The sequence below is a fragment of the Bacillus sp. EE-W1 genome (assembly GCF_009760835.1).
GTDB lineage: Bacteria > Bacillota > Bacilli > Bacillales > Bacillaceae_G > Bacillus_A > Bacillus_A wiedmannii.
On the sequence record NZ_WIPE01000056.1, the window covers coordinates 335175 to 347958 of the forward strand.

Annotated in this window: 13 protein-coding genes and 1 pseudogene; 9 read left to right on the forward strand and 5 right to left on the reverse strand. The window is 33.9% G+C overall.

Annotation, left to right across the window (positions count from 1 at the left end):
* Positions 1-199: 199 nt before the first annotated feature.
* On the forward strand, positions 200-1375 hold the full coding sequence (locus tag GFJ36_RS09270; protein ID WP_087982799.1) for an MFS transporter: 1176 nt from the start codon (positions 200-202) through the stop codon (positions 1373-1375).
* A 387-nt stretch (positions 1376-1762) separates the two neighbouring features.
* Here GFJ36_RS09270 and GFJ36_RS09275 read toward each other — a convergent pair whose 3' ends face one another.
* Together GFJ36_RS09275 and GFJ36_RS09280 are read right to left on the reverse strand one after the other, a co-directional pair.
* A complete protein-coding gene (locus GFJ36_RS09275) occupies positions 1763-1987 on the reverse strand; it encodes a hypothetical protein (RefSeq protein ID WP_000162606.1) in 225 nt (74 codons plus the stop codon).
* An 84-nt stretch (positions 1988-2071) separates the two neighbouring features.
* Positions 2072-2419, reverse strand: coding sequence for a DUF4257 domain-containing protein (locus GFJ36_RS09280; protein WP_000426320.1), 348 nt, complete (start codon positions 2417-2419; stop codon positions 2072-2074).
* Positions 2420-2590: 171 nt separating this feature from the next.
* On the opposite strand from GFJ36_RS09280, the pseudogene GFJ36_RS09285 reads away from it, so the two are divergent.
* From GFJ36_RS09285 to GFJ36_RS09305, 5 genes and pseudogenes are all read left to right on the forward strand, one after another.
* Positions 2591-3118, forward strand: a pseudogene (locus GFJ36_RS09285) (DinB family protein).
* Positions 3119-3300: 182 nt separating this feature from the next.
* A complete protein-coding gene (rsgA, locus tag GFJ36_RS09290; protein ID WP_087982792.1) occupies positions 3301-4350 on the forward strand; it encodes a ribosome small subunit-dependent GTPase A in 1050 nt (349 codons plus the stop codon).
* A 206-nt stretch (positions 4351-4556) separates the two neighbouring features.
* On the forward strand, positions 4557-6539 hold the full coding sequence (locus tag GFJ36_RS09295; RefSeq protein ID WP_087982790.1) for a HAMP domain-containing methyl-accepting chemotaxis protein: 1983 nt from the start codon (positions 4557-4559) through the stop codon (positions 6537-6539).
* Between the two features lie 195 nt (positions 6540-6734).
* Positions 6735-7040 (forward strand): hypothetical protein, encoded by a 306-nt coding sequence (locus GFJ36_RS09300; RefSeq protein ID WP_000539573.1) that lies wholly within the window; start codon positions 6735-6737, stop codon positions 7038-7040.
* Between the two features lie 296 nt (positions 7041-7336).
* On the forward strand, positions 7337-7705 hold the full coding sequence (locus GFJ36_RS09305) for a DUF3979 family protein (RefSeq protein ID WP_000965083.1): 369 nt from the start codon (positions 7337-7339) through the stop codon (positions 7703-7705).
* 36 nt (positions 7706-7741) lie between these two features.
* Here the strand turns inward: GFJ36_RS09305 and GFJ36_RS09310 are convergent, their stop codons facing one another.
* Entirely contained in the window at positions 7742-8782 is a 1041-nt protein-coding gene (locus GFJ36_RS09310) for a YkvI family membrane protein (protein WP_087982788.1), read from the reverse strand.
* A 241-nt stretch (positions 8783-9023) separates the two neighbouring features.
* On the opposite strand from GFJ36_RS09310, the gene GFJ36_RS09315 reads away from it, so the two are divergent.
* From GFJ36_RS09315 to GFJ36_RS09325, 3 genes are all read left to right on the forward strand, one after another.
* Entirely contained in the window at positions 9024-9467 is a 444-nt protein-coding gene (locus GFJ36_RS09315; protein ID WP_000105195.1) for a Dps family protein, read from the forward strand.
* A 107-nt stretch (positions 9468-9574) separates the two neighbouring features.
* The gene (locus GFJ36_RS09320; RefSeq protein ID WP_060490081.1) at positions 9575-10030 is read left to right on the forward strand and encodes a DUF3939 domain-containing protein; all 456 of its coding nucleotides are present in this window, start codon (positions 9575-9577) and stop codon (positions 10028-10030) included.
* Positions 10031-10237: 207 nt separating this feature from the next.
* Complete coding sequence (locus GFJ36_RS09325) at positions 10238-11182, forward strand: alpha/beta hydrolase (protein ID WP_097889424.1); 945 nt, start codon at positions 10238-10240, stop codon at positions 11180-11182.
* Positions 11183-11227: 45 nt separating this feature from the next.
* Here GFJ36_RS09325 and GFJ36_RS09330 read toward each other — a convergent pair whose 3' ends face one another.
* Together GFJ36_RS09330 and GFJ36_RS09335 are read right to left on the reverse strand one after the other, a co-directional pair.
* Positions 11228-12229 carry an LLM class flavin-dependent oxidoreductase gene (locus GFJ36_RS09330; RefSeq protein ID WP_048543155.1) on the reverse strand — a complete coding sequence of 334 codons (1002 nt, stop codon included), beginning with the start codon at positions 12227-12229 and terminating at the stop codon, positions 11228-11230.
* A gap of 105 nt (positions 12230-12334) precedes the next feature.
* Positions 12335-12526, reverse strand: a complete 192-nt coding sequence (locus GFJ36_RS09335) for a DUF3896 family protein (protein ID WP_048543153.1) — start codon at positions 12524-12526, stop codon at positions 12335-12337.
* Positions 12527-12784: the final 258 nt, after the last annotated feature.

Consider the following 12784-nt stretch of genomic DNA (forward strand, 5'->3'; position numbering starts at 1 on the left):
GAGAAGAGGGGTGTTCCCTCTTTTTATCCCGCATTAACGTGCAGTAAGATCTCCACCTCAAAATTTAGCGGGAGCAAAGAAGTTAGGTGGGGAATCAACTGCCCGTAAAAGCTCGATTGGTGAGGGCTGATAATCAGTGGGGGATGAAGAAAACCCCCACTGATTAAAGTTTCACTTTATGTAAAAGGAGAAGGTTTAAATGAAAAGAGTACTAGCTGTATTCTTTACGATAATGTTTATGATAGGTACGGATACTTTCTTAATTTCACCACTTTTACCGATATTACAACAGGTGTATCATGTTTCAACTGAGCTGTCAGGGTGGATGGTGAGCTCATATGCTTTAGGATATGCTGGATTTGCGCTTATTGCTGGTCCTATATCAGATGGCTTAAACAGAAAAAAAGTAATGGTAATAGGAATGAGTTTTTTTGCTTTAAGTACGTTTTTATGTGGAATGGCACCGAGTTTTCTATGGATGCTAGCATTTAGATTTTTAGCAGGTGTAAGTGCAGCCTTTGTGTCTCCACAAGTGTGGGCATCTATTCCGCTCCTTATAGAGAAGGAGCAAATTGTAAAGGCAATTGGAATTGCAACAGCAGGATTAGCAATCTCTCAAATTTTAGGGTTGCCAGTTGGATCATATTTGGCAATGATACACTATACAACACCATTCTTCGTCATTGGTATATTATCAGCCCTACTTGTCATTCTTATCTATGTAGTATTACCAGAAATACAACCGGTTCATATAGGTGGAAGTAAAACAAATATCTTAAAGCGCTATAAACAATTACTTACAGATTCAAAGGTTTCACTTTCTTATTTTGCATATTTTGTTTTTCAAACTGGTAATTTTGCTGCATTTTCATTTTTTGGTGTATGGCTTTCCAGTCAATTCGGCTTACAAGTCCATGAAGTAGGTACAGCTATGCTCGTATTAGGATTAGGAAATTTAACTGGTAATATTTTTGGCCCTAGAATCGTAAATAAAATTGGTTATAAACTTTCTTTCTATGGTGGAATTATATTTACAGCAGTGCTATATGTATTACTTCCTCATGTAAAGAACATCGTATTGGTAGAGTTATTGTTCTTTGTTTTGTTTTTTGTGACAGGAATTTTGTTTGTATTAATGATGAGGCACTTACAAAACATGTCTAGTGTAGCAAGAGGAACAGGAGCCGCGCTTGCAAATGCTTCTATGTATATTGGTCAAATGATTGGAGCGGCAATAGCAGGAATGTTATTTGCAGCATCTCACAATTTTATACTTATAGGTAGTTTTACTGCGTTACTATATATTGTAGCTTTATTTCTGTTTAGAAGAAGTGAAAAGCTTAATGAAGATCGTGAGACAGGAATTGCATCATGAAGCTTGTATAAATAAAAAAAAGGGATTTATCTATTATTTGAGGTGACATGGAATAAAGCGAGTGCAAGAAGTGCAGTTAGTCTATCAATGAAAATAGAAGTTAGAAACCACATATGAAATCAATATTAGAAGAGTAATAATACATGAAGGGATTTTTGAGTGCAGAGAGTAAAGAAAGTAGAACAATAGTAGAAATGTTTTTTTACAAAGTTATGAGGAATCCAAAAATAAAAAATCCCTATAAAGATAGGGATTCATATATCGGCATAAAGTTCCTTGGAAAAGGATATATTTAGTTTAGCATATCGGATTACTTATATTTGTGAAAAAGATGTGAAATAGATGTGAAAAAATCCCTCAATAAAAAGCACTGTTTTAGCCAATGAACTAAAACAGTGCTTTTCTTTTTGATTGAACAGTTGCTGCATTTTCATCATGTATGCCTGCATCTTTAATAATTCGTTGTTTTGCTTTATTTAATAGATGGTTTACTGCTTCTCCAAAATAGTTAGCTTCGCTTTTTGTGCGGGCTTCTCGTAAACATTTATAGTTTTCTAGCAGTTCCTCTTTTTCAGTGTTTGTTAAGAAATCTTCTATTTTCTTTTTTGTCATACGAAACACCCTTTCTTCTGACAAACGACGCAATAGAAAATATTTATTGTTTATTATAGCAATAATTTTTAAAGAAAGTATAGACTAACGTCGTAATAATTTGTCAATTTCTTGAATCTTTTCATCAGCTTTCCCAATTTGTGTATTTTTAGCCTGCTCACCACCAAGCGCTTGGTGCAGTAAGAAAGTCTGACCGGAAATAGCAGTCACAATAGATACTTTAATAATTTCTTTTATTAAGGTGACATCGAATAAAACGAGTCCAAGAAGTGCTGCTAGACTACCAGTGAAAATATCAGTCAAAAACCCAAAGTGAAAAAAAGTTTTCAAACGGCGTGGAAGCAATAACTTACCTTGGTTATTGATTAGATGGGAAACGAAACCGGTAATGCCACCAACGAGAACAGCAGTTAGCCATTGATACATTTCCATCGAATCCACTCCTTTTAGTAAATAAGATTCGATTCTTTTATATTGATTCCTTTTAATATTTCATAGAAGCATATTGAGAAAGTTTGTTTGGGTTTATTACGTATTCAATTTAATTATAACAGAAAAATCTGATATCTTTCAGTCTATTATATGAAGCGGTTATTCCTTAATATGAATATAGATTATCGAATAAGAAGTGCAGATGGTTATACAAAAAATATTGGGGAATTAGTAAGCATGCTGGAGCATACGAGGGCTGTAACATTACAGGAAATAAACGATCTATCTGTTGAGCAATTAGATTTCATTATGACGAGTGGAGGGAATTCCATCGGAGCGTTACTAAATCATATAGCAGCTATAGAAAAAGCCCATCAACTTATTTCATTTCAAGAGCGCGACTTTACAAAAGAAGAATTAAAAATATGGGAAGACGCACTGTATTTAGGGAAAGCGGGGAGAACAATCCGTGGTAATGAAATACAGTATTATGTACAACTTCTACAAAGTGTTCGAGAAGAATCTCAGAAGTATTTGAGTGAACAAAATGATCAATGGCTTATGTCAGAAAGAAAGTAGCCTAACGGTGTAGTGTATAACCAACACTATCTGTGGTTTCATGTGCTAGAAGATGAGGTTAGTCACCGTGGACAAATTAGAATGATGAAAAATAAAATGTTTGAAAATTTCGTTAAATAAGGTAGCTTTTTAAATAAATATTCCATATAATGAGAGTAATTAAAATGAGAACGGAGTGATGTATTATGGCGAAAATAACGTATATGAATCATAAACCAAATACAAAGGTGGATGGAAAGGGCGAGACTGTATAAGTGAGCGCACGATCCTTCCGCTTAGCTTAAACTAGGGAGGATATCAATTTGAATCAAAATATTTTAGAATCATTCGGCTGGGATTCTTTTTTTGAAGAACAAGCTGTAGAGAACTTTGAAGTAGGCCGTATTTTACTAGAGCATAAACATATATATCGAATTATTTGTAATGATGGTGAATATATGGCAGAGCTGTCTGGAAAGTTTCGGCATGAAGCAGTAACGAAGGGAGATTATCCAGCGGTTGGTGATTGGGTGTATATAAAGAAAATAGAGAATGAAAAGAAAGCAATTATTCATCGTATTTTTCAAAGAAGAAGCTCTTTTTCTAGACAAGAGGCTGGTAATCGAACGGAAGAACAAGTAATAGCAGCAAATGTAGATTATCTATTTTTAGTAAATGCACTTAACCATGATTTTAACGTAAGAAGAATAGAACGTTATTTACTATTAGCGTATGAAAGTGGTGCAATGCCTGTTATTGTTTTAACAAAGAGTAGCTTATGTGAAGACGTGGAACAGAAAATTGTTGAAACGGAAGCTGTGGCAATTGGTGTTCCGATCTTCGTCGTTGATAGTTTAAAGCATACTGGTATTGAATCGTTGCAGCAATTTGTTTCTCCAGGAAAAACAATTGCTTTAGTCGGGTCATCGGGGGTTGGAAAATCCACTTTGTTAAATGCACTCATAGGACTTGAAGTAGCAAAAACGGGAGATATTCGTGAGGAAGATAGTAAAGGAAGGCATACGACAACTCATCGTGAATTGTTCCGATTACCGAGTGGTGGTTTAGTTATTGATACTCCGGGTATGAGGGAGCTGCAGCTTTGGGAAGGAAGCGATGCAATTCAAACAACATTTTCTGATATTGAAGAATTAGCAAAAACGTGCCGTTTTAGGGATTGTAAACATGAAAATGAGCCAGGGTGCGCAGTGCATAATGCAATTGATAACGGAATTATTACGATAAATCGTTTGCAAAGCTATAAAAAATTACAAAGAGAACTGGCGTATTTTATGAGAAAACAAGATGCTATTCTTGCGAGAGCAGAGCGTGATAAGTGGAAAAAGATTTCTAAACAGCATAAAAAAATATGAAAAGCCAAAGGGTGGTTCCCTTTGGCTTTTTTTGCATTTGTAAATTTTATAATAATATTATTCAAATATATAGACAAAGGGAATTTAATTGTTTAAACTTTACAAAGTATTCATCGTAATAGATTATGAAAATAATAATTTAGGGATGGGAAATGTTTACAACTCGCTAGATTTAACTATTGAAATTGAAAAGCAGGAGGTTTGTAATGGGTAGACTATTAAATGGGTTTCGTGATATGAAAGTAGCAAAAAAACTACTAATTTCGTTTTTTGTCATTTTAATTGCAGCTGTCTCTATTATTGGAGGCATGTCTTATCAAACAGCTAAAAAGAATTTTGAATCACAAATTACGAGCAGTGCTCACGACAATATAAAAATATTAGATAATTTAATCAATCAAATGATTGAGGCGAAATTTAATGATGTAAATAATTTTGCACGGGTGATTCAAGGTAATATGTATCAAGGGGATAATCAAGATGAATTAAGAAAAATGTTATCTCAATATATTAATTTGAATAAAGATGTTGAACAAGTATACGTTGGTGGGAATGATAAGAAATTTGTGCAAGAACCAAATATACAAATGGCAGCAGACTATGATCCAACAGAACGTTCTTGGTATAAAGATGCAGTGGCAAAACAAGGTGGTATTGTCGTTACTGAGCCGTATAAGGCGCAAGGAAATGGACATATTGTCGTAACGATTGCAAAACAAGCAGAAGATAAAAACGGTGTTGTAGCAATAGATTTAAGTTTAGATAATTTATTAAAAACAACAAAGTTAATCAATATCGGTAAAAAGGGATATGCTTTCATTTTAGATGGAAAACAAAAAATAATTGCACATCCTCAAGAAAAATCAGGAGAAAAAGCAGCTGATTCTTGGGCGAAGAAAATTTATGAAGATAACCATGGTGCTTTTTCATATATGTATGATGGCAGCGAAAAACAAATGGTATTTGCTACAAATGTAAAAACAGGTTGGAAAATCGGTGGAACGATGTACTCAAATGAAATAATTGAAGCTGCGCAGCCTGTATTTTATAATATGTTAATTGTTATGTTCATTTCATTAGTTATAGGCGGAGCACTTATTTATTTTGTGACACTTTCTATAACGAAACCATTAAAAAGATTAGTTGCCACTTCTAAAGAAATAAGTGAGGGAGATTTAACGCAAACAATCGAGATTCATTCTAATGATGAAATTGGCCAACTTGCAAAAGGATTCAATGAGATGACAGATGCATTGCGAACGTTAATTGGAAGAATTAATACTTCGGCTGGACATGTTGCAGCAGCATCAGAAGAGCTAACGGCAAGTGTAAGACAAGCGAGTGAAGCAACTGAGCAAATTACAATGGCAATGGATGAAATATCGAGCGGGGCAACAACGCAAACAACGAGCGTAGAAAATGGTGCAATGTTATTATTTGATGTAACAGAAGGAATTCAGCATGTAGCAAAAAGTTCATCATCAATTAATACAGCTTCTGCTCATACTCGTGAAAAGGCAGAAGATGGCGGGAAACTAGTAGGAAAAACAGTAAATCAAATGCAGTCTATTGCAGAATCTGTTTCACAATCAGATGAAGTTATACAGTTGCTAAATAATAAATCAAAACAAATTGGTGACATACTAGAAGTCATTCAAAATATTGCAGATCAAACGAATCTTCTAGCTTTGAATGCGGCAATTGAAGCTGCAAGAGCAGGAGAGCACGGAAGAGGATTTGCGATTGTTGCAGATGAAGTACGTAAATTGGCGGAGAAGTCTAGTGTATCTTCTAGTGAAATTAGTAAATTAATATGTGAAATACAAGATGACATGAGTAAGACGGTAAAATCTATGGGGCATGTAAATGAAGAAGTTCAATCTGGACTTGTTATTGCGAATGAAACGAAGCAAAACTTTACTGAGATTTTACTATCTACAAATGAAATTGCAGATCAAATTAAAACGATGGTTGAAACGGCTAACGGGATGTCAAAAGGTGCAAATGAAGTGTCTATTTCAGTAGGTCAAATTGCAATGACAGCACAGAACAATGCGACGAGTACTCAAAACGTTGCAGCATCAGCAGAAGAACAACTAGCGTCCATTGAGGAGATTAGTTCGGCGGCTGGTACATTATCTCAAATGGCTGAAGAGTTACAAGGGTTAATTGAAAGATTTAAAGTTTAACAGAGGACAGACTATCTCCAAAATAGCAGTATGCTATTGGAGTAGTCTGTTTTTATTATGTAAAATGAAATGAGATTGAGAGTATCTTTATAATATTTAAAGGTATATTTTGTATGATATTTGTCGAAAAATAGAGGTATTTGTTTGCTTTGTGTATAATTATAATCGTATAAAATGCAAATAAAGGAGATTACTATGGGAGTTTATTGGGGTACCAAAAGACATTCTTGGCTTAGTTATGTCTCATTTTGGTTAAGTATTTCATTTTTTATTGTCTTTCTAATTGAAGTGTTTATTTTAAAAACACTTTCGAATAGTTCGGTGCAAATTGTTAAATATTTTTATTTTATACTTGTACCAGTAAACATCTTTCTTAGTTTAAAGTTACTCTTTAAGAAGAATGAAAAGAAAGCATTACCTATTTTTAGTTTCATCGTATCATTATTATTTACAATTTTAATACTAGTATTAGCGTTAGTAGCTACGGGGAAATTCTTTTAAGGGGAGTGATAAAAGTCACTCTTCTTTTTTGTGATTGTAAGGAAATACTAAGCGGAGGATGGACAAAGAGTGTATTTACTTATGTTTGATATGATTGGAAAGCGTTAGAAGCATATTAAGAAATATAATGAGAGACAATTCATATAATAATGAAGAAAATCAGGTGTTTTACATGCAATTATGAAGCAAATGAATACGGTAAAAACGACGATATATGGTACAATACATATGGATAGTGATAGAGATAAAGGGTATATAAAATACTCATCGTTTTTTAGTAAGAGAGGGGTTATCTTATGCTATACGAGGATTTGATGACATTATTTCAAGCAGCTCCGAAAGAAGAAGGTAGAGGCGGCTGGAAATATATAATCCAGGAACGAAATGATAAATATGAAATTGTTGATGAACTGTTGAAAAATCAAATGAGTGTTGAATTGTATTTTAATGAATATGATGAGGTGAAAATCACTTTATATAAAGATGGAATGCCTATTTCTACTATGCAAAGAATTGCGATTTCAAAAGTTGAATTAGACGAAGAGGAAGAAGGAATTCAATTCGTTTTAGAACGTATGCCTAGTCGGATGATTCGGTTGCAATTAAAGCCATATTTAGCACTCGAAATGGGGCCGTACTGGGAAGTATGCGATGATTGTGAATGAACATAAAAGAAGCATCCAATAACATGGATGCTTCTTTTATGTTTTTTGAAGTTGTTTAAAAGCAATAATTGGCAGTAAAATGATGCTGACCCATCCAATTATAGGATATAGAATGTGGAGTAATTCACTGTAACCAATGTAACTAAAGCAATAACTAATTAGTAAAATGAAGAAAATAATATTGTTACTTTTCCATCTGGTGATGGATTGAATTTGTTTTGTCATTCCGAACACATTACCAACTAAAGTTGTGAACACTTCACCGAAAATGATAAGAACAAAGAAAAAGTGAAAAGTTGCATTGAATTTTCTTATGACTTCAGCCATTGGGATATTATATTGATAAAATTGATCGACTGATAAAATAGCTAAATGGCTACATAATAAAATTAAAGAAAGTCCTGCACCGCCTAAAATACCGCCCCATAAAATGGCCTTTCGATCTTTTACTTCACTGGCTAACGGGACGAGAACGCTTTGGGCGAGAGAAAGATTTAAGGCGACATATGTAATAGGACTAGTAATCCACTTCATATTCCAGCTTTCTGCAGGAATAGTGTCACTAATAGGAGTTGTACCGTGAAAAAAAGTTGTAATAGCAAGTCCGATAATAAAAATCATCATAATAGGTACGACAAGTGTATTAACTTCAAAAACCCCTTGTAATCCGCGACTACCTATAATGAGACAGGCGATCAATATAATGAAAATACCAAGTTGTCTTGGTAAACGAAGTTGCTCTTCAAATACCGCCCCAGCTCCTGATAACATAACGCTCGTTACACCAAATAATACGAGTAATAATAGTGTGTTTACAACATTGCCAACTACATCCCCAAATAAATATTTGTTAAATTCTTGCGCTGAAAATGCACCGATTTGTGATGAAAGTAACATCATCTTTGTGCCAAGCCAAATAAAAAAAAATCCACTTACACATATGCCAATTGTTCCATATAATCCGTTCACTGTAAAAAATTCAACGATTTCTCGTCCAGTAGCAAATCCAGCTCCAACGACTGTTCCAATATAAGTAGCAGCGACCTTCTTTGCTACTTGCCATTGTTGATTGTCCATGTTATCCCTCTTTCTACTACGATGAGCTTGATTTACTATTATGCATATGTATGAGCTTGGACAATTAGACGTATGAAGTGTTTGAAAACATACATGAATTAAAAGATATTAGGGAAGTATTAAAGGTGTTAAAACTTTGTTACATATGAGCCAATCGTTCGAAAGGATAGGAAATGTATGGTAAAATGTAACTAGGTTATTAAAAGATAAACATTATGAAATGATAAGAGGAGTGGATTGTATGAGTACGAAAACAAATGTTGTTGAAGTATTAAACAAGCAGGTAGCAAACTGGAATGTGTTATATGTGAAACTACATAATTATCACTGGTATGTGACAGGACCACACTTCTTTACGTTACATGAGAAATTTGAAGAGTTTTACAATGAAGCTGGAACAAATATTGATGAATTAGCAGAACGTATTTTAGCGTTGGAAGGTAAACCGCTAGCGACAATGAAAGAATATCTTGCAACATCTAGTGTGAGTGAAGGGACAAGCAAGGAATCTGCAGAAGAAATGGTGCAAACATTAGTGAATGATTACTCTGCACTTATTCAAGAATTAAAAGAAGGTATGGAAGTTGCTGGCGAAGCTGGCGATGAAACATCAGCAGACATGTTGTTAGCGATTCATACAACATTAGAACAACATGTATGGATGCTAAGTGCGTTCTTAAAATAAATATAAGTATATAAAGAAAAAAGTCATTGAAAAATTCTTTCAATGACTTTTTTTGTCATTTTTCAGTTTTCTTTTATGCTATAATATAGTAAAAAGGAGGCGATGCAATGTTTCGCTTTTTCAGAACTGGAAAAGAAGAGCGTGAAATTACGAAAGATGAATTAGAACAAGCGATGGCTAAGTTTCTAGAAACGAATGCTAATATTGTTTATACAGTATTAGTAAATGATGATTATACAGTAAATTATGATTTGTTAAAGCCGTATTTACTTGCATTTCCAACAAATAGTTTTCTTATTACGAAGGAAACGCTTGAGGTATTTGAACATACAGAAGAAAATCTAAACCTAGTTAAAGAAATTGATATCGTACAAAAAGCAGTAGATCAATACGTAACAGAAAAAGAAATGTTTCCAATTGTTGAAGGTAGTGAAGATCGCCTTATATGCGGGATGAAATTAGGGCCGTATTTAAATCGTATATTAAAAAGAGACTTATATATTTCAGAAAAACACTATTTAGTTTCAAGTAAACCAGACAGAAAAAAACAAAAGAGTGGGTAGATGTATTGAAAACAACAATAAATATATTGTTGTCTTTTTTTGTTTAGTAAAATATTGATTTTTCAGTTTATTAAATTTTATACTAAACTTATTGGACGAAGAGAAGTAATGATTAAGTATTGTTAGCGTGAGTTATATACAGTGATTACAGAATGGTATAAAGGTTTGAGAAATAAATATTATAAAAGATTACGGGGGAATGGATGTATGAAAAATAGTATGACTTACATTCAATTATTAAATGAAACGTTACATTGTTACGCAAATAAAGGGAGTTTGGAAGCGTACACTTATATAATGGAGCATGCTAAAGGTGTAGTGGGGAATAAAGCGCAAATATATAATTTTAAATATGCGCTAGCGAGTGCAGCGGGGCTTGAAGAAGAAGCGTTACAGATAATGAAGGAAGCTATTATAGACAATGGATTTTGGTACGGAAATGAGTATTTAATTTCGGACGATGATTTAACGCCACTACATAAATTTGAAGAGTTTCATAAAATGGTTCAATTATGTAAAGAAAGAGAAGAATTAGCAAAGAAAACAGAACGAGCAGACGTGAAATATTTAGACAGCAATAAAGAAGGAAAACTATTTATTGCAATGCACGGGGATCAAGAAAATATAGAAATAATAGAACCATATTGGAAATCTGTTTTGACACAAGATTATACGTTAGCTTTACCACAATCTTCGCAAATTCAGTTTTCAGATGGATTTGTTTGGGATGATAAACATAGAGGGAAAGAGGAATTAAAAGAGCATTACGTTACGTTTATAGAAAATCATACAGTAGAAAGTGTAATAATTGGTGGTTTTTCTGCTGGCGCAAGAGTAGCTTTGTATACAATTTTACAAAAAGATATAGATGTAGATGGTTTTATTTTTGTGGCGCCGTGGCTTCCAGAGATTGAAGAATGGAATGAGTTGGTGGGAGTGTTACAGAATAAAAATATAAAGGGATATATAGTGTGTGGGGATCAAGATGTAGATTGTTTCGAATGTACACAGCAATTTGTACAATTATTAAGAGATAAGAATATAGAACATGAGTTTAAAGTTATACCCAATTTAAATCATGATTATCCTAAGGATTTTGATGAACTATTAAAAGAAGCTATTGAATATATAGACGACAAAAATAATAAGTAGTAAAAAAGGGAGATGCATCATAATTGATGTATCTCCCTTTTGTCATTATAAATGAAAAGCATTTGCTAGTAAGCGATAAGAATTCAATTTATCTTCAAATCGATGAGTAATTGTGACAATCATAAATTCATCAGTATTGTACGCTTTGCTTAAGTTTACGATTTGTTCTTTCACAGAAGATGGATCACCGACGATCATACGTTGACGATTTTCTTTTATACGGAATAAATCATAAGCGCTGTATGAATAATTTTGTGCAGTTTCGATAGAAGGAGTACCAGTTGTACGCTTTCCTTGTTCTAGTAATAAGATTGATAAATCTAAACTAGAAGCAATTTTTTCCGCCTCTTCATTCGTTTCTCCGCAAATAACAAAAATAGAGACGATTGATTTTGGTTTATCTCCTAAATAAGAAGGTTGGAACTGTTCTTGATAAGCATTCATTACTTCAGGGCCACCGTATCCGTTAATGAACTGTGCGAATGCAAAAGAAGCACCTTGTTTTGCGGCAATCATTGCACTCTCTCCGCTAGAACCAAGCATCCACATCTCGGGAGATGTTGGAATGACAGGAGTAGCCTTTAAATTTGCATAATGATGGTTTTCTGGTACTTGATCATGTAAGTACATTGCAACATCTGCAATTTGTTCTGGGTATTGATCAAGTGAGACCATTTTGCCTTCTTGAAGTGCGCGAGTTGCAATTGGCATACCACCAGGTGCTCTGCCGACACCAAGATCAATACGATTTGGATAAAGCGCTTCTAAAACACGGAAATTCTCAGCAACTTTATATGGGCTATAGTGTGGCAACATAACACCACCTGAACCCACTCTCATACGATCTGTTTTTGCTGCAATATGTGAAATAAGTATTTCAGGACTTGAACCAGCAAGGCTGACAGAGTTGTGATGCTCCGATACCCAAAAGCGTGTATATCCGAGTTTTTCAACTTCTTGCGCAAGTGTAACTGTATGTGAAAAAGCTTGGGCTGCTGTACTACCATCTGAAATAGGTGATTGGTCTAATACGCTTAATTTGATCATAGAATATACCTCTCAATCTTAATGTACATCCTATTATATATTTACTTACGAAAAATGCGTAATAAAATGCTCAAAATAAAAAATGGATAAATTCTATATTTACTTTTAACGAGAAAATCCTCGTTCATAATGATTCATTTCGGCTAAATTTAATATATATTCGTAGTTATCAATCTCAAGTTTTAGTTGTTCACGCTCTTTTTTAGATAGATGCTTACAACTAAGTTTGTTGCATAGTTGTTGTTTCTTTTCTTCTAAATACTTCTTTGTAGCGTGGTAGTCGTAAGTTTGTTTCATTTTTAACCACTCCTTCTTTGCTGTTGCTATATTATACGAAGCGTGAAGAGGTGTGAAAGCTAACTTTTATGTACTTTTAGTGAATATTCCTCTTTCTATGTTGTTATGTTTATAGGAATTTATGAATAAAATGCACTAAACCACTAATGCCCATTTTATCCCGCATTAACGGGCAGTAAAACTCCCACCTCAAAATTCGGCTGGAGCAAAGAAGTTAGGTGGGAGATTAACTGCCCATAAAAGCCCGATTGGTTCAAC

What these genes read in the sequence shown, in the direction of transcription:
- GFJ36_RS09270 (WP_087982799.1), top strand. Translation starts at nt 200, where the DNA reads ATGAAAAGAGTACTAGCTGTATTCTTTACGATAATGTTTATGATAGGT.
- GFJ36_RS09275 (WP_000162606.1), bottom strand. Translation starts at nt 1,987, where the DNA reads ATGACAAAAAAGAAAATAGAAGATTTCTTAACAAACACTGAAAAAGAG.
- GFJ36_RS09280 (WP_000426320.1), bottom strand. Translation starts at nt 2,419, where the DNA reads ATGGAAATGTATCAATGGCTAACTGCTGTTCTCGTTGGTGGCATTACC.
- GFJ36_RS09295 (WP_087982790.1), top strand. Translation starts at nt 4,557, where the DNA reads ATGGGTAGACTATTAAATGGGTTTCGTGATATGAAAGTAGCAAAAAAA.
- GFJ36_RS09300 (WP_000539573.1), top strand. Translation starts at nt 6,735, where the DNA reads ATGGGAGTTTATTGGGGTACCAAAAGACATTCTTGGCTTAGTTATGTC.
- GFJ36_RS09305 (WP_000965083.1), top strand. Translation starts at nt 7,337, where the DNA reads ATGCTATACGAGGATTTGATGACATTATTTCAAGCAGCTCCGAAAGAA.
- GFJ36_RS09310 (WP_087982788.1), bottom strand. Translation starts at nt 8,782, where the DNA reads ATGGACAATCAACAATGGCAAGTAGCAAAGAAGGTCGCTGCTACTTAT.
- GFJ36_RS09315 (WP_000105195.1), top strand. Translation starts at nt 9,024, where the DNA reads ATGAGTACGAAAACAAATGTTGTTGAAGTATTAAACAAGCAGGTAGCA.
- GFJ36_RS09320 (WP_060490081.1), top strand. Translation starts at nt 9,575, where the DNA reads ATGTTTCGCTTTTTCAGAACTGGAAAAGAAGAGCGTGAAATTACGAAA.
- GFJ36_RS09325 (WP_097889424.1), top strand. Translation starts at nt 10,238, where the DNA reads ATGAAAAATAGTATGACTTACATTCAATTATTAAATGAAACGTTACAT.
- GFJ36_RS09330 (WP_048543155.1), bottom strand. Translation starts at nt 12,229, where the DNA reads ATGATCAAATTAAGCGTATTAGACCAATCACCTATTTCAGATGGTAGT.
- GFJ36_RS09335 (WP_048543153.1), bottom strand. Translation starts at nt 12,526, where the DNA reads ATGAAACAAACTTACGACTACCACGCTACAAAGAAGTATTTAGAAGAA.